Origin of the sequence: Streptomyces canus, assembly GCF_030816965.1 — a bacterium.
Classification (GTDB): Bacteria; Actinomycetota; Actinomycetes; order Streptomycetales; family Streptomycetaceae; genus Streptomyces; species Streptomyces canus_E.
In genome coordinates, this window is record NZ_JAUSYQ010000002.1 from 4,643,235 (window position 1) to 4,661,584 (window position 18,350).

Consider the following 18,350-nt stretch of genomic DNA (forward strand, 5'->3'; position numbering starts at 1 on the left):
GGCCCAGGGACGGCCCAGCCCCACCAAAAAGCCCCCGCCCCGCGAGAACTTCGCAGGTCGGGGGCTTGCTGGTGTCGCGTTACTTCTTCTTGCCCTGGTTCTTGACCGCCTCGATGGCCGCCGCAGCCGCCTCCGGGTCCAGGTACTTGCCGCCCGGGGTGACCGGGTTGAAGGACGCGTCGAGTTCGTAGTACAGCGGGATGCCCGTCGGGATGTTCAGGCCCGCGATGTCGGCGTCGGAGATGCCGTCGAGGTGCTTGACCAGGGCCCGGAGGCTGTTGCCGTGGGCCGCGACCAGGACCGTGCGGCCCGTCAGGAGGTCCGGGACGATGCCGTCGTACCAGTACGGGAGCATGCGGACGACGACGTCCTTCAGGCACTCCGTGCGGGGGCGGAGCTCCGGGGGGATCGTGGCGTAGCGCGCGTCCGACGCCTGGGAGAACTCGGAGTCGTCCGACAGCGGGGGCGGCGGGGTGTCGTAGGAGCGGCGCCACAGCATGAACTGCTCCTCGCCGAACTCCGCGAGGGTCTGCGCCTTGTCCTTGCCCTGGAGGGCGCCGTAGTGGCGCTCGTTCAGGCGCCAGGAGCGGTGGACCGGGATCCAGTGGCGGTCCGCGGACTCCAGCGCCAGCTGGGCGGTGCGGATCGCGCGCTTCTGGAGGGACGTGTGGACCACGTCGGGCAGGAGGTCGGCGTCCTTCAGGAGTTCGCCGCCGCGGACTGCCTCCTTCTCGCCCTTCTCGTTGAGGTTGACGTCCACCCAGCCGGTGAACAGGTTCTTCGCGTTCCATTCGCTCTCGCCGTGGCGGAGGAGGATCAGCTTGTACGGTGCGTCGGCCATGCGTATGAGCGTAATCCACACCTTCGGTCGGGGTGGTGCCCGCTCGACAGACGGACGGTTGACGGGATCTGTTAATTGAGTGGCCCGTGACCACCTCGCCTTCGTAAGTTGTGCTCACCATCTGAGCCACTTACACCCGGGGGATCGTCCATGCCACTCACCACCCTGAGACGCGCTACCCGCGAGACCGTCTCCGGGCTCCCCCGCGCGTTCTGGTGGCTGTGGATCAGCACCCTCGTCAACCGGCTCGGCGCCTTCGTCGCCACCTTCATGGCGCTGTACCTCACCCTCGACCGCGGTTACTCCGCCTCCTACGCCGGTCTCGTCGCCTCGCTGCACGGGCTGGGCGGGGTCGTGTCGTCGATCGGGGCGGGGGTGATGACCGACCGGCTCGGGCGGCGGCCCACCCTGCTCGTCGCGCAGTCCGCCACCGCCGCCTCCGTCGCGCTGCTCGGCTTCATGCACCACCCCGTCGCCATCGCCGCCGTCGCGTTCCTGGTCGGCATGGCCTCGAACGCCTCCCGGCCGGCCGTGCAGGCGATGATGGCCGACATCGTGCGGCCCGAGGACCGGGTCAGGGCCTTCTCGCTCAACTACTGGGCCATCAACCTCGGTTTCGCCGTCTCCTCCATGGCCGCCGGGTTCATCGCCGAGTACAGCTATCTCGCGGGCTTCCTGATCGAGGCCGGGATGACCGCCGTCTGCGCGGTCCTCGTCTTCCTCAAGCTGCCCGAGTCCCGGCCCGCGACGCCACGGACCGCACAGGCCACCGACAACGTCGGCCTCGGTACCGTCCTGCGCGACCGGCGGTTCATGAGTGTCGTGGGGCTGTCCTTCCTGGTCGCCGTGATCTTCCAGCAGGGTTCCATCGGACTGCCCGTCGCGATGGGCGAGGCAGGGTTCACGCCCGCCGACTACGGCCTGGCCATCGCCCTGAACGGCGTTCTGATCGTCGCGCTGCAGATCCCGGTGACCCGGTTCATCCAGGACCGGGACCCCCAGCGACTCCTGGTTGTCTCGTCCCTGCTGGCGGGATACGGCTTCGGGCTCACCGCCTTCGCCGGGTCCGTCGGCCTCTTCGCCCTCACCGTCTGCGTGTGGACCCTGGGCGAGATGATCAACGCGCCCACCCAGACCGGGCTCGTCGTCCGCCTCTCCCCCGCCCACGGCCGCGGCCGCTACCAGGGCATGTACACCCTGTCCTGGTCCGTCGCCGCCCTCGTGGCGCCCCTGATGTCCGGTTTCGTCATCGACCGGTTCGGGGCGGAATGGCTGTGGGGGCTGTGCGCGGTCGTCGGGACGGTGGCGGCGGTGGGATACGCCGCCCTCATGCGCCGCCTGTCCGGGGAAACGGCCGCCGAGACCGCCGTATCCGAGAAGTCCGCCGCCACCGAGGCCAGCGCGGCCTGATCCGTCACGGATGCATCCGCGCACCCTTGAGCACCTTGTCCACGGCGTTGCGCGGCCCGTACACCGCGAGGCCCACCAGGTCCAGCTCCCCCGTCGCGACCGCCCGGACCGCCGCGCGGTTGTCCCCGTCGTTGCCCGTCGCGAACAGGTCGCTCGTGAAGAGCGCGCGCGGGAGCGAACGGGACAGCACGCGCGCGTGGGCCGTCTTCAGCGTCTCCTTGGTGCCCTCGAAGACCAGCACCGGCTGCCGGAACATCGGCAGGTAGGGCACGCCGTCGGCGTCCTCGTACGGCTCGCCGACCACCTCCGGGGCCTGGGTGCCCAGGCCGCTGACGAGGAACGCGGTGACGTTCAGTCGCTGCCAGGTCTCCAGGTCCTCGCGCAGCAGGACGGCGATCTTCGTGTCGAAGCGGATGGGTTCAGTGCTCATGGGATGAGACTCGCGGGCGTCGTACGGCCTCGTCTTGTACGTTCTTTGCATGGCGGCCAGAACCATGCCCGCGCAGGAGGTCACCGCGTGGCGCCCCGCCGTTCCGGGCGTCACCGAGGTCTTCCACGCCCACTTCACCGAGTACGCGTATCCGATGCATGTGCACGAGGCGTGGACGCTGCTCATCGTGGACGACGGGGCCGTACGGTACGACCTCGACCGGCACGAGCACGGCACGCCGGACGACACCGTGTCGCTGCTGCCGCCGCACGTCCCGCACAACGGCTCGCCCGTGTCGCCGGACGGCTTCCGCAAGCGGGTCGTCTATCTCGACGGCACCCATCTCGGCGACGAGCTCATCGGGCCCGCCGTCGACGGCCCCGATCTGCGTGATCCCGTACTGCGGCAGCGGGTGGGGCAGTTGCACGCGGCGCTGACCAGGCCCGGTGAGGAGTTCGAGGCGGAGAGCAGGCTGACGCTCATCGGCGACCGGCTCAGGACGCTCCTGCGGCCGCCGCTGCACGACGGGCCCGCACGCCGCGATCCCGCCCTCGCCCGCCGGCTGCGCGAACTCCTCGACGAGCGGGTCGTGGAGGGGCTGTCGCTGGAGGAGGCGGCAGGGGTGGTCCAGGCTCATCCGGCGCATCTCGTACGGGCGTTCAGTGCCGCTTACGGCATCGCGCCGCACCAGTACCTCACCTCCCGCCGTGTCGGCCGGGCCCGGCGTCTGCTGCTCGCGGGGCAGGGTCCCGCCGAGGTCGCCGCGCTCACCGGTTTCCACGACCAGGCCCATCTCACCCGGCACTTCAAGCGGCTGGTGGGGGTGACGCCGGGGCGCTATCGCAACAGCTCCAGGCCGGATGAGACAGGAGTTCGACGGAAGGTATCCGTCCGGTGATCGACACCGATTAGCGTCGTCGGCATGGATGACAGACAGAACTCCTTACCGTTCAGACGTCTCTCCGTGGCCGTTGCGGGCGCGGCCGCCCTGGTCGCCCTCAGCGTCGGCGGCGCCCTCGCCGCGAACTCCGACGACGAGCCCAGCGCCGAGCCGAGCGTGTCGACCAGCCTCCCGCCGGACGAAGGCACGGTCGGCGGCAGTGGTGGCACCGACGGCGGCACGGTCGGTGGCGGCGACGAGAGCTCCACCGGCGGTTCCGATCCCAGCCCGACCTCCACGTCCCCCGACGAACCCCCGGTCACCGACGAACCCTCCGCCCCGAGCGAGCTGGCGGAGCTCAACCGCCGTATCGCCGAGCTCGACAAGAAGGTCGACGAGCTGCCCACCAAGAAGGAACTCGCCGACGCGCTGCGGGCCTTCGCGGACCAGCTGGACAAGCCGGCCGCGCCCGGGGATCCCGGCGGGACCGAAGAGCCGACCGACGGTCCTCAGCCCACCGAGTCGCTTCCGCCCAACTAGGCCCAGGACCGCGGAAACCCCCGCTGTCAGTCCTGCGCGCGCTGGGTCAGATGGGCGAAGGCGTCCAGGTTGCGCGTCGACTCGCCCCGGGCCACGCGCCACTCGTACTCCTTGCGGATCGCGGTGGCGAAACCCAGCTCCAGCAGGGTGTTGAAGCTGCCGTCGGCCGCCTCCAGGACCTGGCCCAGGAGGCGGTCGACCTCGTCGGCGGTGACCGCGGCGAGGGGCAGCTTGCCGGCGACGTAGACGTCACCGAGCCGGTCGACGGCGTAACTGACGCCGTACAGCTTGAGGTTGCGCTCCAGGAGCCAGCGGTGGACGCCGGCTTCGTTCTCGTCGGGGTGGCGGATGACGAAGGCGTTCAGCGACAGCGAGTGGCGGCCGACCAGAAGCGAGACGGTCGTCTTCAGCTTGCGGGTACCGGGGAGCTGCACGACGTAGTTGCCGGGTGCGGGGCTCTCCCACTCGACCTCGGCGTCCTTGAGGACGCCCTCGATGACCTGCGCTGCCTTCTCTGCCTCAGCCATGGTGGGAGCGTACGTGACGCCGGTACGACTGGGCCGCGGCCACGTACACGTCCGCCGTCGCCGCGGCGGCGGTGTCCCAGCCGAAGGACTGGGCGTGCCGCGCGGCCGCCTCGCCCATGCGGGGCGTGAGCGCCGGGTTGTCGGCGAAATCGCGCAGCACGCGCGCGTAGGCGGCCGGATCGTGTCCGCGTACGAGGAAACCGGTGCGTTCGTCGGCCACGGCCACCGGCAGCCCGCCGACCGCCGCCGCGAGCACCGGGGTGCCGGCCGCCTGGGCCTCTATGGCGACCAGGCCGAAGGACTCGCTGTAGGAAGGCATGACCAGCACGGACGCGGCCCGGAACCAGTCGGCGAGTTGCTCCTGGCCGACGGGCGGGTGGAACCGTACGACATCCGCGATGCCGAGGCGGGAGGCCAGTTTCTGCAGGCCCTCGGGTTTGGCGAGGCCGCTGCCGCTGAGGCCGCCGACGACCGGGACGAGGATGCGGGAGCGCAGGTCGGGGCGCTGGTCGAGCAACACCGCCACGGCCCGCAGGAGGATGTCCGGGGCCTTCAGGGGCTGGATGCGGCCCGCGAAGAGCGGGATCAGGGCGTCCTGGGGCAGACCGAGACGGGCTCGGGCCGCCGCTCGGCCGTCCGCCGGGCGGAAGCGCTCGAGGTTCACGCCGGGGTGGACGACGGCGACCTTGGCGGGATCGGCGGCGTAGTGCCGTACGAGTTCCTCGCGCTCCTCGGCGGTGTTCGCGATGAGGCGGTCGGCGGCGGCGACGATCTGGGTCTCGCCGATGACCCGGGCGGCGGGCTCGGGGGTGTCGCCGTCGGCGAGGTTGGCGTTCTTGACCTTGGCCATGGTGTGCATGGCGTGCACGAGCGGGGTGCCCCACCGCTGGGCGGCGAGCCAGCCGACGTGGCCGGAGAGCCAGTAGTGCGAGTGGACCAGGTCGTAGTGGCCCGGGCGGTGGCGGGCCCAGGCCTGCATCACACCGTGGGTGAAGGCGCACAGCTGGGCGGGGAGGTCCTCCTTGTTGAGGCCCTCATAGGGGCCCGCGTCGATGTGGCGGACCAGGACGCCGGGGGCCATCTCGACGGTCGGCGGGAGACCGCCCGCCGTCGCGCGCGTGAAGATCTCGACCTCGATGTTGATCGCGGCGAGGCGCTGGGCGAGTTCGACGATGTAGACGTTCATGCCGCCCGCGTCGCCGGTGCCGGGCTGGTGGAGCGGTGAGGTGTGCACGGAGAGCATGGCGACGCGGCGGGGGCGGCGGTGCAGGCGCAACCGGTGGGGTGCGGCCTGGGAGCGACGCTGGAGCCTGCTGACGTACTGGCTCACGTGGCGTTCCTCCTTGCTGCGGACATGCCGGACGCAGGTCGTGGGGACCCTCCGAGGGAGGCAACACCGGAAGTCGGCATTCCCATTCCGTGCGGGGCGGTTTTTGCCGAGGCATTACCGTATTTCGCTCAACCGTTCGAGGACGGGGTGCGTCGCGGCGCGGTCCGGGAGAGCGAGCGGTGGCCCGTCGCCCGCCGCATACCCTCATAGGCATGACATCCCGCGCCGCCTCCCGTCCTGTGGGCACGGTCACGCGCGGGACGACCAACCCCAACCGGCTGCGCCGCATGGATCGCTGGATCGCGGCCGCACACGGCGCCGAGCTGCGTCGCGCCGGCGATCCGGTCGCCGTCGATCTCGGGTACGGCGCCGCGCCCTGGACCGCCGTCGAGCTGCTCGCCCGGCTCCGTGCGGAAGCTCCACGCACGCGTGTGGTCGGTGTCGAGATCGAACCGGCCCGGGTGGCGGCGGCGAAACCGTACGAGCGGGAGGGGCTCGTCTTTCGGCACGGCGGCTTCGAGATCCCGGTCGCCCAGCGGCCGCTGCTCGTCCGGGCGGCCAATGTGCTGCGCCAGTACGACGAGGCCGAGGTGGCCGCCGTATGGGAGCGGCTGTGTGCCCGGCTGGCGCCGGCCGATCCGGCGCGGGGGTCGCGCGGCGGGCTGCTCGTCGAGGGGACCTGCGACGAGATCGGGCGTCGGCACGTATGGGTCGCGCTCGGTCCGGAGGGACCGCGGACGGTCACCTTCGCGACCCGGCTGGGCTCGCTGGAGCGGCCCTCCGACCTCGCCGAGCGGCTGCCGAAGGCGTTGATCCACCGCAACGTCCCGGGCGAGCCGGTGCACTCCTTCCTGCGCGACTTCGACCGCGCGTGGGCGGCCGCCGCGCCCTACGCGTCGTACGGCGCCCGGCAGCGGTGGATCCGGACGGTACGGGACCTGACGGCCGACTGGCCGGTGGTGGACGGGCCTTCGCGGTGGCGGCAGGGGGAAGTGACGGTGGCGTGGGGGGCGTTGGCACCGCGCCTGGTGCCGCACACGTGAGCTCCGGCGCGCCGCGGGGAGCGCCGCACGCGTGAACTCCGGTGCGCCGCGGGGAGCACCGCACGCGTGAACTCCGGTGCGCCTGGCGGGTGAACCCCTCCGGGGTGACCTGCGGGGAACGATCTGTGTGAGTCGTTCGTCACAAAGGCGGGGAGATCGTCTTCGGGGGGGGCGGGGAGAGGGGGATGCACCGGGAAGCGCCAGGTCGTGAAGGGAAACGCCGGGCAGGCCCGCCTCTGTCGCTTTCGGCCATGACGTGGCACGATCCCCCGAGCACCGTAAGTTACTGACGGTAAATCAGCTTTGGGGGCAGGGGTATGGGAACGGGCAAGCGCGGTCTGATCACCACGGCCGTGACCGTGATCGGCGCGGTAGCCGTGCTGGCGGCACCGGGTACCGCCTTCGCCGCCCCGAGTCCGACCCCCAGCCCCACGACTTCGCCGACCGCGGTGACCAACAGGGACATCGAAGCCGTACGCCGGCAGCTCGACGCGCTCTATCACGACGCGGCCGTCGCCACCGACGCCTACAACGCCGCCGAGGAGAAGGCCGAGCAGCAGTCGGCGCAGATCGTCGCGCTGGCCCAGAAGATCGTCAAGGGCCAGGAGAAGCTGGCGAAGCTGAAGGCCCGCGCGGGCGCCGCGGCCGCCGCCCAGTACCGCAGCTACGGGCTGTCGGACGAGGCGCAGCTGATGCTGAGCGACGATCCGCAGCAGTTCCTGGACAACACCGGCCGCGTGCTGCAGGGACAGCGCGCCACCAAGGCGCTCATCGCGGAACTGACCCGGACCCAGCAGGACTTGAAGCAGTACGCCGACGACGCCTCCGCGCAGTGGACGAAGCTGGAGGCGAACCGCAAGGCGAAGGCGACGGCCAAGAAGAAGGTCCAGCAGCAGATCGCGGCGGCCGAGGAGCTCGAGTCCCAGCTGGAGGAGCAGGAGAAGAAGCGCCTCGCCGAACTGGAGGAGCAGGCCGCTCATCAGGCGCAGACCGCCTGGCTGGACTCCGGCATCCTCGACGAGATCGACGGCAAGGCGAGCGCGGCCGGGAAGATCGCGGTCGCCTTTGCTACGACCCAGATGGGCAAACCGTACGAATGGGGCGCCGAGGGCCCTGACTCGTACGACTGTTCAGGACTGACCTCACAGGCCTGGGCGAGCGCCGGCAAACCCATTCCGCGCACCTCGCAGGAGCAGTGGAAGCAGCTCAAGCACGTCGACGTCAAGGACATGCGGCCCGGGGACCTGATCATCTACTTCGACGACGCCAGCCATGTGGCGATGTATCTCGGCGAGGGCGCGATCGTGCACGCGCCGCGGCCGGGACGGACGGTGACGATCGCCGGGGCGGGGTCGATGCCGATACTCGGAGTGGTGCGGCCGGACGCGTGAGCGCCGCCGCGCGACCGAGCGCGACCTGGATCAAGTGAGACCTGGGATCAAGTGAGGCCTGGGATCAGGTGAGGCCTGGGATCAGGTGAGACCCGGAACATGTGATGCGGGGCACGCCTGACGGCCCCGCAAACCTTCCGCGAACGTGACGTTCGTCATCCCCGCAGCACGCGCCATCTGTCCAACTGCGGTGGATAACGCGGCATATGACAGTGGCCACCGGCCAAGCGTCGTGTCTTACGCCATTCCTTTCCCGCCCCGGCACCCGCTATGGTCCCCGTCGGTGGATCGAGGTCCCTCGCTCCACCGTGCCCTCGGGGGGAGGGAAGGAATCCGAGACCATGCCCGTACCCATACCGCGGCAGCGAGCGATCCCGGCCGTGGAAAGTGGTCAGGCGCCGGCCGCACCGAAGGACGCCCCCTCCAAGGAAGCCCCGCGCAAGGAAGCCACGGTCGACAACAACGCCACCACCCAACTGAGCCTGCTGGTGATCGAGGACGATCCCGGCGGGTCCACAGTCGTCCCCGAACTCCTGGACTCGGCCGGCAAGCCGATCCGCGTCCGCACCGCCCGCAACCTCACCGAGGCGGAGCGGCTGCTCACGGACGACGTGCACTGCATCCTGCTCGACCTCGCGCTGCCCGCGCCCGGCCGCTCCGACGACGACGAGCTCGCCGTACTCCGTCATGTCCTGGAGCTCGCACCCCGGCACGCCGTCCTCGCGCTCACCGCGTCCGGCGACGCCGAGCGCGGTGCGGAGGCGGTGCGGGTGGGCGCCCAGGACTATCTCTTCCGGGACGAGCTGGACGGACGGTTGCTGAGCCGGGCGATCCGGTACGCGGTGGAGCGGAAACGTTCCGACACGGCGGAGCGCAGGCTCGCCGAGGGACGGGTGCGGGCGCAGGAGAACCGGCGCCTGGAGCGCGGGCTGCTGCCCACACCGCTGCTGCAGGGGTCGTCGCTGCGGTTCGCCGCGCGATACCGGCCCGGCCGGTCGCGTGCGCTGCTCGGCGGTGACTTCTACGACGTCGTACGGACTCCCGACGGGACCGTCCACGCGATGATCGGCGACGTCTGCGGGCACGGCCCCGATGAGGCGGCGCTCGGCGTGGAGCTGCGGATCGCCTGGCGTGCGCTGACCCTGGCGGGACTGTGCGGGGACGAGCTGCTCGGCACGCTGCAGCAGGTGCTGGAGCACGAGCGCTCCGACGACGAGATCTTCGCGACGCTGTGCACGGTCGACATCGCGCCCGACGGGCGGCGGGCGGGGCTGTGTCTCGCCGGGCACCCGTCGCCGCTGGTGGCCCGGCCGGGGCGGCCCGCCCGGCTGCTGCCGTACGACAACAACGGACCCGCGCTGGGCCTGCTGCCGGGGGCCCGGTGGCCGCGGATGCAGGTGGAGCTGGGGGCCGAGTGGAGTCTGATGCTCTACACCGACGGGCTGATCGAGGGGCGTGTCGGAGAGGGCGGCGAGCGGCTGGGGCAGGACGGAATGGTCGCCATGATCCGTCGCCAGCTGTCCGAAGGGCTGCGCGGCGAGGCGCTGCTGCGGGCCGCGGTGAACGAGGTGCGCTCGCTGAACGGGGGCGAGTTGGCGGACGACGTGGCGGTGCTGCTGCTCGACCGGGAGGGTTAGCGGTTCGCGCCGTAGGGGTGGCTGTCGTGTGCCGGCCGCAGGTGCGTGGTGGCTGGTCGCGTCCACGCGGCGGAGCCGCACAGCGACACGGCCCGCGCCCCTTGAGGGGCGCCGCCCTCGGCCCGCATGATCACCTGCCGCCGTTGTACGGGCCGTAAGGACCGTCGCTGCTCGAACCCCTGCCCCCACCGCTGCGGCCGCCGCCCGGGAGGGCGCGGATGGCCGGGCGTACGTCGACCATGTAGACGATCGTCGCGATGAGGCCGATGATCGGCAGGAACGACAGGATGTTGAAGATCAGGTTCACCACGAAGGCGAGCCCGAGGATGATCAGCCAGAAGGGCTTGGTCTTCTTGTCGGCCGCGCGGTAGGCGTCCTCACGGCGGATGGCAGCGTCGAACAGCGCGAAGCCGCTGAAAACGATCAGGGCCATGCTCAGCAGCCACATGAAGCCTGCGAACCCCTGCATCAGCACAACGTCCACCACCTGACTCGGCTCGTCATTTCGCGATTACGCGGTCACCGTACCCGCTCCCGCGAGTCCGCTACCCGCAGAACGGGCCGGGCACTCGGTAAGTGCCCGGCCCTGAGTCCTGAAGTGTCCCGCGGTGCCTTACTTGGCGGGCGGGGTCGTCTTCTTCGCCGTGGTCTTGCGCGGGGTGGCCTTCTTGGCGGTGGCGGTGGTGGTGGTCGTCTTCTTCGCCGGGGCCGGGACAGCGACCGTGGCCGGGGTGGGCTTCGCGGCCGGCGTCGCGGTCGCCTGCTTCTTGACCTCGCCCGGCTCGGCGTTCGGCTCGACGGCGATGGCCAGTTCCTCGATCTCCTCGGCGGCCTCGCCACGCCAGGTCTTGACGGCCTGCTCGCCGTGCTCGGCGACCTTCTCATAGGTCTCGCGGGCCTTGACGGCGTACTCGGCGGCGACGCCGACGCCGCGCAGGGCGAAGTCCTGGGCGGACTCGCCGAGCTTCTTCAGGTCCGCGTCGAGGGTGGTGCCGAGCTTCTTGATGTCCCCGTCCAGGTTGGTGATGAACTCACCGACCTTGGTCTGGAGGGTCTCCTGCGTCTCCTTGACCTTGGCGCCGGCCTCCTTGGCACGGGCCTGGGCCTTCTCCTGGACCGCCTTCGGGTCGGTGCCGCGCACGGCCTCGATACGGGCCGGCGCCTCGGCGCGCAGCTGCTCCACCAGGCCGGGCACCTTCTTGGCCTCCTGGAGGGCGAGGTCACCGGCGCCGGCGAGGAAGTAGAGCGGGGTCGGGTCCGTGACGGCCTTGCGGATGTCGTCGGTGATGGCCATGGTGGTGGTCCTCCCGGATCGCTTTCTGATGAGGGTTTTGGGTCCCGCGGCGCCAGTCGGCGTGCTGTGAGGCGTGTCGCGCCTCAACTGGCCGTCCGGTGCGGGTCGGCGTCGCTGCCGTCGGTGGTGCGGGGGTCTTCTACGGCGGTGTCGTCGTCCAGTACGTCACTGTCCTGGACGTCGCTGTCCCGAAGGGCCTCCCGGGTGTCCGCCGTACCGTCGCTCTGCGCGGCGGGTGCCGCGTCCGGCGGGGCGATCTCGAAGCCGTTCTCCTTGCGGAAGGACTCGTAGATCTGGAGCAGCACCTGCTTCTGCCGCTCGTTGAGCGTGGGATCGGCGAGGATGGCCGCACGTGTCTCCACGTCGTCCCGGTCCCGCTCGGCGTCGAGGATGCCGGCCCGCACATACAAGGTCTCGGCGGAGATCCGCAGGGCCTTGGCGACCTGCTGCAACACCTCCGCGCTCGGCTTGCGCAGCCCGCGCTCGATCTGGCTCAGATACGGATTGGACACCCCGGCGGCATCGGCGAGCTGCCTGAGCGACAGCTGCGCGGTGCGCCGCTGTTCACGCAGGTATTCACCGAGATTGCCGACGTTGAGCGATGCCATGTCCCCACTGTGCACCACCCGCGCTAACTATTGCAAGCAGGCGCTTGCAATAGTGTGTCGCGCCACTCGTTTGGAGAGGCGCCACGCAAGAACAGCGACCCGGGAAGCGGCTGTCCGAGCTCACGAGGGGTGGTGCATAGGATCGCCGATATGGCGCTGCGACCGGTTCAGGTGAACATCAAGGCTCTTGACGGGCCGGCGGTCGGCCGGTTCTGGGCGGAGGCGCTCGGCTGGAATGCCTACCGCCCCGGTGTGACCACCTACGTCGGCCCCGCGGGCGGACTCGTGTGGCCGGACCCGGTCGGTGTCGGCATCGACGTCGTTCCCGTCCCGGACGCCAAGACGGCGACGAAGAACCGTGTGCACCTCGATCTCGCCACCACCTCCGCGGCCCATCAGGCGGAGCTGGTCGCGCGCCTGGAGGCGCTTGGCGCGACGCCCGTCGACGTGGGCCAGGGCGAGGTGCCGTGGGCGGTCCTCGCCGACCCGGAGGGCAACGAGTTCTGTGTGCTGGAGCCTCGCGAGGTCTACCGGGACACCGGGCCGATCGCCGCGGTGGTGGTCGACTGCGCGGATCCGCGGGCCATGGCCCGGTTCTGGGGCGCGGCGACGGACTGGACCCTGTACGAAGTGACCGACGATCAGGCGTCGTTGCGCTCCGCCGAGGGCGTCGGCCCGTACCTCGAGTTCCTCCGCACGCCCGACGCGAAGAGCGTGCCGGACCGCGTCCATCTCGACCTGCTGCCGCACTCCGGTGACGACCAGGCGGCGGAGGTGGCCCGGCTGCGTGCCCTGGGCGCCACCGACCTCGACCTCGGCCAGGGCGACGTCCCGTGGACATGTCTGTCCGACCCGGAGGGCCACGAGTTCTGCGTCCTCTCTCCGTCCTGACGGGGGGGCGTCCCTGGTCGGCCGACACCGGTGAGCAAGTTCCCGATGGTGCCCCCGGCGGCTGTGTGATCGCACAGAACGGGTACATGCCGAGCGATGACGCCGTGCTGCGGGCGATATCGGCGGGGACCACCGCCTACGGGGTGGACCCGGACGCCTACTGGACCTTCCGTTTCTGGCAGCGCAAGCACGCGTTCCCCTACGGCGCCGACGTCCTCGCCTACTGCTGCGCCGGGGCGGGTCTGCGGATCAGCGACGGGCGGGACGCGGTCGACGGCCACGCCCCCCCCCCGCCGCTGGGTGCCCCTGCCGACGCGACTTCAGCGCGCAGCAGGAGCGCGCGGCTGCCTGTCCGACTGAGCCGCTTCAGCACTAGGTTCAGGGGCGCCGCGCCACGAAGACCAGTTCCTTGCCCGGCCGGTCCGGCGCATCCCGTACGTCCTCCACCACGAACCCCCGCGCGACCAGCTCCGCCTCGATCTCCCCCCGCTCCCGGAAGCGCAAGGTCGAGTCCGAGGTCAGTGTCCGCCCGTCCGCGGCGAACACATAGCTCCATCGGAACGTCACCAACTGCCCGTCCACGCCGGTCACTTCGACCCAGTTCTCCACCGCTCCGGCACCCGGCACGTCCGTCACGGCGTACGACGCCTCCCGGTGCCACTCCTCCCAGGCCCGCCGTGCAGGGTCCCGCGTCTCGAACACCAGCCGCCCACCGGGCCGTAGCGCCGTGTAGGCACCCCGCAGCGTCTCGCGCCAGGCATCCGCTTCTACGATCTGCTGGGCGACGTTGGCCGTCATGGTCACCAGGTCGATGCGCAGCGGCGGAAGTTCGGACGCGTCCCCATGGATCCAGCGAACCCGCTCACTCCCCGGCTTCCCCCGGGCCACGTCGAGCGAGGCGAGGGCGGGGTCGACCCCCACCACCTCGATTCCCCGCCCGGCCAGCAACAGCGCGAACACCCCCGTCCCACAGCCGATGTCCAGCACCCGCCGCGCCCCGAACTCCTCCACCATCCGGAGATACGCGTCGAGGTCGCTGCGATCGGTTTCAAGCGCGTCGTAGATCGCGGCGAGCCGTGGATGGGTGAAGCCTTCGTCAGCCATGCGGGCGACCGTAGGGGAGCGGGGCCCGGCCGACCACCCGATATCGTCCGGTCACCGTCACCGTCACCGCCCGCCTCTCGTCAGCCACTCCTCCAGCACCGCGAAGTCCCCTTCGGTGAGTCCCACTTGGTGATCCACTCGGTGCAGGAGAGCCCGTTCGGGATGATGGGAGGCCACCCAGACCCGGTCGGCGTCGGTGATCTCGTCGTCGACCCAGACGAACGGTCGTCCGGCCGCCCAGGAGACGAGAGGGCGGGTCTTCCAGTGCAGGCCGGTCGTCTCGTCGTCGTCCGAGTCCGGCCAGTCCACGAACGGCAGCCGGGGCAGTCCGAGCCAGGGGGCCAGAGCGGTGTTGGCGTCGTCCCCCCAGGTCGTGGCCCACACCAGCGCACAGCCCAGCGACGTCAGACGCGCGCCGAGCGCGGGATCGACACGGGGCAGCAGCGGATGGCCGGTGCCGGCCGCGGCGGGCGGAAAGGCCGGCTCGTACAGGGGATACGGCCCCGTCGCCCCGAACGGCAGCAGTGTCCCGTCGATGTCCAGGAAGAGAAGCACGCTCAGCCTCCATCCCTCATCCTTCACCCCTCGAACCCGGCCTCCGCGAGGATCTCGTCGATACGCGCCCGATGCGCCGCCTCCCACGCGGCAAGCGTCTCGACCGCCTCCTTCGCCAGCTTGGTGCGGGCAGCGGCGAGGACGTCGGACCGGCGCGCGGCGGGGGACGGCCACGACCCCCTCCTCGTCGGCGACCACCACGTCCCCGGCCTCGACCCGCACCCCGCCGCACCGCACCCGCCCGCCCAGCGGCGCCACGGCCTTCTTCGCGCCCGGGATCGGGATGACCCCTCGGGCGAACACCGGGAAACCGGCCTCCCGCACCTCGGCGAGGTCGCGGATCAGCCCGTCGGCCACGAGCCCTGCGATACCCCGCCGCTGCGCGACCGCGCACACGTTCCCGCCGGCCAGGGCGTGGTCGAGGTCCCCCGACTCGACCACGATGACCGAGCCGGCCGGTGCCCGGTGGATCGCGGCGTGCAGCATGAGGTTGTCGCCGGGAGGGCACCGTACGGTGAAGGCCGGCCCCGCCATCCTCGGCACCGGCCCCCACAGTGGCCGGATCCCGATGTCCATGACCTGGTCCCGACCGAGCAGATCGGCCAAGGTGGTCGTGGGAATGTCCGCAAACTCGGTGGTCTCGATCACGCCCCGGACGTTACCGTGTGTACATGACTGCCGGGTCGGCCTTGCGCCGTGAGCGAGTTGGGTGCCCGGCCTCTGAGTGAGGCCGATGGGGGTCCCCCCGCTCGAGCGCAGTCGAGAGTGGGGGAGGGCCAGGAGTCCGCCGCTTTCTCTGAGTCGTCCAGGAAATGACCGGAGACCAGAGAGAGCAGAGAGAGTGCCCAACCCCATCCAGGACTTCAACCGGCGGATCATCGACGAGTTCCGCGCCCACCACGGCCGGGTCGGCGGGCCCTTCGAGGGCGGCCGCCTGATCCTCCTCACCACCACCGGCGCCCGCACCGGCACCCCGCACACCACCCCCGTCGGCTACCTCCCCGACGGCGGCGACCGCATCCTCGTGATCGCCTCGGCGGGCGGCTCGCCCCGCCACCCCGACTGGTACCGCAACCTCGTCGCGCACCCTCACGTCACCGTCGAGAGCGGGGTGTTCACGTACGAGGCGAAGGCAGTCGTCCTGGCGGGCGAGGAGCGCGACCGGGCCTTCGCACGGGCCGTGGAGTCGGACCGCGGCTGGGCCGCGTACCAGGAGAAGACCGACCGCGTCCTCCCCGTGGTCGCCCTGCACGAGATCGCCCGCCCGGGCCCGCCGAACATCAACGCCTCGTCCCCGGGCGAGGCCATCAGGCTCGTCCACGACGCCTTCCGCCGCGAACTCGCCCTCATCCGAACGGAGTTGGTTTCCAGGAGCGACGGAGGCAGCACCCTCGGCGCGCAACTGCGGGTCAACTGCCTGACGTTCTGCCAGGGCCTGCACAATCACCACACCGGCGAGGACGTGGCGATGTTCCCGTTCCTGGCCGACCGCCACCCGGAGGCGGCTCCGGCCATCGACCGCCTGCGCTCCGAGCATGAGCACATCGCGGCCCTGGTCGAGGAGTTGCGTGAAGCGCTCTCCGGCACCGACGTCGATTTCGTCCGCACGGAGGTCGACCGCCTGACGACCGAGCTGGAGGCCCATCTGACGTACGAGGAAGAGCAGTTGATCCCGCTCCTCGACCGCGCCTGACCCGCCCACGGGCGGCCCGCCATCAGGTGGGCTGTCCACGGGCGGCCCCCACCCGGCTCCCACGGACGGCCGCCACCGCGCTAGAACGGCAGCGGCCGCCCGTGCACCACGACCAGCCGCGACACCGCCCGGGTCAGCACGACATACAGCCGGTGCAGCCCGCGCTCCTCCGCCTCCGCGATCGCGGCCGGCTCGACGGCCACGACATGGTCGTACTCAAGCCCCTTGACCGCACCGGCCGGTACGACGCTCACCCGCGCACCGAGCTCGTCCGGTCCGGCCGCGACGATCCCGGCCGCGTCGAGGGCCTGCCGTACGCGTTCCACATCGGCGTCGGCGGCGACGACCCCCACGGACCCCTCGTGTGCGAGGGATTCCCGTACGGCGTCCACGACCGCGTCCGGCAGGGCGTCCAGGGATGTGGGGCGCATCCTCAACTCCCCGTCCCCGCGCAGGGATCGCCCCTCCGGCACCGCCACATCCAGCTGCCCGAGAAGCCGGTTGGCGAGCTGGACGACGGCCTGCGGGACACGGAACCCGATGGTCAGCGGTACGACGGCCGCGTCCGGCTTGCCGAGATGGCGCAGGACGGTGTGCCACGAGCGGGCCGCCCAGGGCGTGGTCCCCTGCGCCAGGTCACCGAGCACGGTGACCGACCCGAAACGGGCCCGGCGGGCGATCGCCCGGCACTCCATGGGAGACAGGTCCTGCGCCTCGTCCACGACGAGATGGCCGTAGCTCTCGGGATGCTCCACGAGCCCGGCGACCTCGTCGAGCAGCACCAGATCGGCCGCCGACCAGCGCGCCGACTTCCACGACCGCGGCGGCTTGGTCCACAGCAGGTTCCTCTGCTCCTCGGAGTCGAGGATCCCGTCGGCGGCGGCCGCCAACTCCTCGCGGTCACCGAGCAGTTCGGCCACGATCTCCTCGGGCCGCGCCTTGGGCCACACGGCGTCGAGGAACGCCCCGAGCACCCGGGACCGCGAGACCCGTTGCACCCACGCACCGCTCTGCGGCCCGGCCCGCCGCTCGGCTTGCAGCTGCACACTCCGCACCACCCGGCTGCGCACCCGCTCCCGCCCGATACCGTACGGCGGCTCCTCCTGTCGTACGTCCGCCACGATCCGCGTGAGTTCCTCCGCGCCGACCCGCCACCGGTACGAACCATCCGGAACGTCGAGGGAGTGGACGCCCTCGCTCGACACGCGTGCGTACAGCGCCCGGCGCAGCACCGCGGCCATCCGGGGGTCGTGCTTGAGGACGGCGGTGGGGTGGGCGTCGGTGGCGGTGACCGGGTGGCGGGCGATCTCGTCCTGCAGTGTGGACTGCCGTACGCCGGTCTCGCCGAGCGCGGGCAGCACCTGCGCGATGTAGGAGAGGAAGGTCCGGTTGGGCCCGAGGACGAGGAGCCCGCCGCGCCGCATCCGCTGCGGGTGCGTGTAGAGGAGATAGGCGGCCCGGTGCAGCCCGACGGCGGTCTTGCCGGTCCCGGGAGCCCCCTGGACGCATACGGAGACGGCGAGGTCCCCTCGTACGAGATCGTCCTGCTCGGGCTGGATCGTCGCGGCGATGTCCCGCATGGGGCCGACGCGGGGCCGTTCGATCTCGCGGGTGACGATGTCGCTGACCTGCGGCGGCCCGCCGTCCCGGAGGTGCTCGTCCTCCAGCCCGGTGAGATCGGCGGACTCCCCCTTGCTCCCCGGCGCCCACCCGAACCGCCGCCGCACGGCGACGCCCTGCGGATCGCGGGCGCTCGCCTGATAGAAGGCGCGGGAGACGGGCGCGCGCCAGTCGACGACGAGGGGCGGGGCGGCGGGATGCTCGGTGATCCGCAGCCGGCCCAGGTGATACGCCTGCCCGGCATGATCGCCGTGGTCGAACTCCAGCTTCCCGAAGAACAGAGGTCCTTCGGGCAGCTCCCGCATCTCCTTGGCCTGACTACGCAGCTGATACCCGAGCACCTCGGCGTCCGCCCCGGAGGCGGAGACGTCCTCGCCGACGACGACCTGCTCCTGGGCTCCGTCGATCATGGCGGCGAGGGCGGTGCGGCAACGGTCGTGGTGGATGCGCTCGCGGTGGAGGGCCTCTTTCAGGGCGGGGTTCGGAGCGGGGTCGGCTGACGTCATGGTGACGAGCGTACGCGAGAAAATAAAACCGGGTTAAATTTTTTACTCGA

Annotated in this window: 18 protein-coding genes and 1 pseudogene; 8 read left to right on the forward strand and 11 right to left on the reverse strand. The window is 71.2% G+C overall.

What is annotated here, in order from left to right; all coding sequences use genetic code 11:
• Window positions 1–79: 79 nt before the first annotated feature.
• Entirely contained in the window at window positions 80–841 is a 762-nt protein-coding gene (locus QF027_RS22230; protein ID WP_306979546.1) for a phosphoglyceromutase, read from the reverse strand.
• Between the two features lie 150 nt (window positions 842–991).
• Here QF027_RS22230 and QF027_RS22235 point away from each other — a divergent pair, with 150 nt between their 5' ends.
• A complete protein-coding gene (locus QF027_RS22235) occupies window positions 992–2,251 on the forward strand; it encodes an MDR family MFS transporter (protein WP_307076538.1) in 1,260 nt (419 codons plus the stop codon).
• A gap of 4 nt (window positions 2,252–2,255) precedes the next feature.
• On the opposite strand, the gene QF027_RS22240 is transcribed toward QF027_RS22235, so the two are convergent.
• Entirely contained in the window at window positions 2,256–2,681 is a 426-nt protein-coding gene (locus QF027_RS22240) for a DUF2000 domain-containing protein (RefSeq protein ID WP_307076540.1), read from the reverse strand.
• Window positions 2,682–2,730: 49 nt separating this feature from the next.
• Here QF027_RS22240 and QF027_RS22245 point away from each other — a divergent pair, with 49 nt between their 5' ends.
• Both QF027_RS22245 and QF027_RS22250 read left to right on the forward strand, forming a co-directional pair.
• Complete coding sequence (locus tag QF027_RS22245; protein ID WP_306979541.1) at window positions 2,731–3,579, forward strand: helix-turn-helix transcriptional regulator; 849 nt, start codon at window positions 2,731–2,733, stop codon at window positions 3,577–3,579.
• A 24-nt stretch (window positions 3,580–3,603) separates the two neighbouring features.
• Window positions 3,604–4,101 (forward strand): hypothetical protein, encoded by a 498-nt coding sequence (locus QF027_RS22250; RefSeq protein ID WP_306979539.1) that lies wholly within the window; start codon window positions 3,604–3,606, stop codon window positions 4,099–4,101.
• A 26-nt stretch (window positions 4,102–4,127) separates the two neighbouring features.
• On the opposite strand, the gene QF027_RS22255 is transcribed toward QF027_RS22250, so the two are convergent.
• Both QF027_RS22255 and mshA read right to left on the reverse strand, forming a co-directional pair.
• On the reverse strand, window positions 4,128–4,628 hold the full coding sequence (locus tag QF027_RS22255; protein ID WP_306979537.1) for a YbjN domain-containing protein: 501 nt from the start codon (window positions 4,626–4,628) through the stop codon (window positions 4,128–4,130).
• Window positions 4,621–5,958 (reverse strand): D-inositol-3-phosphate glycosyltransferase, encoded by a 1,338-nt coding sequence (gene mshA, locus QF027_RS22260; protein ID WP_306979535.1) that lies wholly within the window; start codon window positions 5,956–5,958, stop codon window positions 4,621–4,623. Before mshA ends, QF027_RS22255 begins: the two co-directional genes overlap by 8 nt.
• A gap of 212 nt (window positions 5,959–6,170) precedes the next feature.
• Here mshA and QF027_RS22265 point away from each other — a divergent pair, with 212 nt between their 5' ends.
• From QF027_RS22265 to QF027_RS22275, 3 genes are all read left to right on the forward strand, one after another.
• Window positions 6,171–7,001: a class I SAM-dependent methyltransferase gene (locus QF027_RS22265; RefSeq protein WP_307076542.1), complete on the forward strand. Its 831-nt coding sequence runs from the start codon at window positions 6,171–6,173 to the stop codon at window positions 6,999–7,001.
• Window positions 7,002–7,318: 317 nt separating this feature from the next.
• A complete protein-coding gene (locus QF027_RS22270; RefSeq protein ID WP_307076544.1) occupies window positions 7,319–8,392 on the forward strand; it encodes a C40 family peptidase in 1,074 nt (357 codons plus the stop codon).
• A gap of 341 nt (window positions 8,393–8,733) precedes the next feature.
• A complete protein-coding gene (locus tag QF027_RS22275) occupies window positions 8,734–10,029 on the forward strand; it encodes a PP2C family protein-serine/threonine phosphatase (protein WP_306979529.1) in 1,296 nt (431 codons plus the stop codon).
• A 130-nt stretch (window positions 10,030–10,159) separates the two neighbouring features.
• Here the strand turns inward: QF027_RS22275 and QF027_RS22280 are convergent, their stop codons facing one another.
• The 3 genes from QF027_RS22280 to QF027_RS22290 form a co-directional block, all read right to left on the reverse strand.
• Complete coding sequence (locus QF027_RS22280; protein WP_280858520.1) at window positions 10,160–10,498, reverse strand: DUF2516 family protein; 339 nt, start codon at window positions 10,496–10,498, stop codon at window positions 10,160–10,162.
• 144 nt (window positions 10,499–10,642) lie between these two features.
• Window positions 10,643–11,323 carry a hypothetical protein gene (locus QF027_RS22285; protein ID WP_307076546.1) on the reverse strand — a complete coding sequence of 227 codons (681 nt, stop codon included), beginning with the start codon at window positions 11,321–11,323 and terminating at the stop codon, window positions 10,643–10,645.
• A gap of 83 nt (window positions 11,324–11,406) precedes the next feature.
• Entirely contained in the window at window positions 11,407–11,931 is a 525-nt protein-coding gene (locus QF027_RS22290; protein ID WP_306979524.1) for a helix-turn-helix domain-containing protein, read from the reverse strand.
• Window positions 11,932–12,081: 150 nt separating this feature from the next.
• Between QF027_RS22290 and QF027_RS22295 the strand changes: the two genes are divergently transcribed.
• The gene (locus tag QF027_RS22295; protein WP_307076548.1) at window positions 12,082–12,822 is read left to right on the forward strand and encodes a VOC family protein; all 741 of its coding nucleotides are present in this window, start codon (window positions 12,082–12,084) and stop codon (window positions 12,820–12,822) included.
• Between the two features lie 378 nt (window positions 12,823–13,200).
• Here QF027_RS22295 and QF027_RS22300 read toward each other — a convergent pair whose 3' ends face one another.
• The 3 genes and pseudogenes from QF027_RS22300 to QF027_RS22310 all read right to left on the reverse strand — a co-directional run bounded on the left by QF027_RS22300 (window position 13,201) and on the right by QF027_RS22310 (window position 15,129).
• Complete coding sequence (locus QF027_RS22300; RefSeq protein WP_307076550.1) at window positions 13,201–13,926, reverse strand: class I SAM-dependent methyltransferase; 726 nt, start codon at window positions 13,924–13,926, stop codon at window positions 13,201–13,203.
• A 63-nt stretch (window positions 13,927–13,989) separates the two neighbouring features.
• A complete protein-coding gene (locus QF027_RS22305) occupies window positions 13,990–14,481 on the reverse strand; it encodes an HAD domain-containing protein (RefSeq protein ID WP_307076552.1) in 492 nt (163 codons plus the stop codon).
• A gap of 23 nt (window positions 14,482–14,504) precedes the next feature.
• Window positions 14,505–15,129: pseudogene (locus tag QF027_RS22310) on the reverse strand (RraA family protein).
• Between the two features lie 193 nt (window positions 15,130–15,322).
• On the opposite strand from QF027_RS22310, the gene QF027_RS22315 reads away from it, so the two are divergent.
• Window positions 15,323–16,174, forward strand: a complete 852-nt coding sequence (locus QF027_RS22315; protein WP_307076554.1) for a nitroreductase/quinone reductase family protein — start codon at window positions 15,323–15,325, stop codon at window positions 16,172–16,174.
• 80 nt (window positions 16,175–16,254) lie between these two features.
• On the opposite strand, the gene QF027_RS22320 is transcribed toward QF027_RS22315, so the two are convergent.
• Window positions 16,255–18,300, reverse strand: coding sequence for a HelD family protein (locus QF027_RS22320; protein ID WP_307076556.1), 2,046 nt, complete (start codon window positions 18,298–18,300; stop codon window positions 16,255–16,257).
• Between the last annotated feature and the right edge of the window lie 50 nt (window positions 18,301–18,350).

What these genes read in the sequence shown, in the direction of transcription:
- QF027_RS22255 (WP_306979537.1), bottom strand. Translation starts at nt 4,628, where the DNA reads ATGGCTGAGGCAGAGAAGGCAGCGCAGGTCATCGAGGGCGTCCTCAAG.
- QF027_RS22230 (WP_306979546.1), bottom strand. Translation starts at nt 841, where the DNA reads ATGGCCGACGCACCGTACAAGCTGATCCTCCTCCGCCACGGCGAGAGC.
- QF027_RS22320 (WP_307076556.1), bottom strand. Translation starts at nt 18,300, where the DNA reads ATGACGTCAGCCGACCCCGCTCCGAACCCCGCCCTGAAAGAGGCCCTC.
- QF027_RS22250 (WP_306979539.1), top strand. Translation starts at nt 3,604, where the DNA reads ATGGATGACAGACAGAACTCCTTACCGTTCAGACGTCTCTCCGTGGCC.
- QF027_RS22235 (WP_307076538.1), top strand. Translation starts at nt 992, where the DNA reads ATGCCACTCACCACCCTGAGACGCGCTACCCGCGAGACCGTCTCCGGG.
- QF027_RS22300 (WP_307076550.1), bottom strand. Translation starts at nt 13,926, where the DNA reads ATGGCTGACGAAGGCTTCACCCATCCACGGCTCGCCGCGATCTACGAC.
- QF027_RS22270 (WP_307076544.1), top strand. Translation starts at nt 7,319, where the DNA reads ATGGGAACGGGCAAGCGCGGTCTGATCACCACGGCCGTGACCGTGATC.
- QF027_RS22245 (WP_306979541.1), top strand. Translation starts at nt 2,731, where the DNA reads ATGGCGGCCAGAACCATGCCCGCGCAGGAGGTCACCGCGTGGCGCCCC.
- QF027_RS22265 (WP_307076542.1), top strand. Translation starts at nt 6,171, where the DNA reads ATGACATCCCGCGCCGCCTCCCGTCCTGTGGGCACGGTCACGCGCGGG.
- QF027_RS22240 (WP_307076540.1), bottom strand. Translation starts at nt 2,681, where the DNA reads ATGAGCACTGAACCCATCCGCTTCGACACGAAGATCGCCGTCCTGCTG.
- QF027_RS22295 (WP_307076548.1), top strand. Translation starts at nt 12,082, where the DNA reads ATGGCGCTGCGACCGGTTCAGGTGAACATCAAGGCTCTTGACGGGCCG.
- QF027_RS22290 (WP_306979524.1), bottom strand. Translation starts at nt 11,931, where the DNA reads ATGGCATCGCTCAACGTCGGCAATCTCGGTGAATACCTGCGTGAACAG.
- QF027_RS22280 (WP_280858520.1), bottom strand. Translation starts at nt 10,498, where the DNA reads ATGCAGGGGTTCGCAGGCTTCATGTGGCTGCTGAGCATGGCCCTGATC.
- QF027_RS22275 (WP_306979529.1), top strand. Translation starts at nt 8,734, where the DNA reads ATGCCCGTACCCATACCGCGGCAGCGAGCGATCCCGGCCGTGGAAAGT.
- QF027_RS22285 (WP_307076546.1), bottom strand. Translation starts at nt 11,323, where the DNA reads ATGGCCATCACCGACGACATCCGCAAGGCCGTCACGGACCCGACCCCG.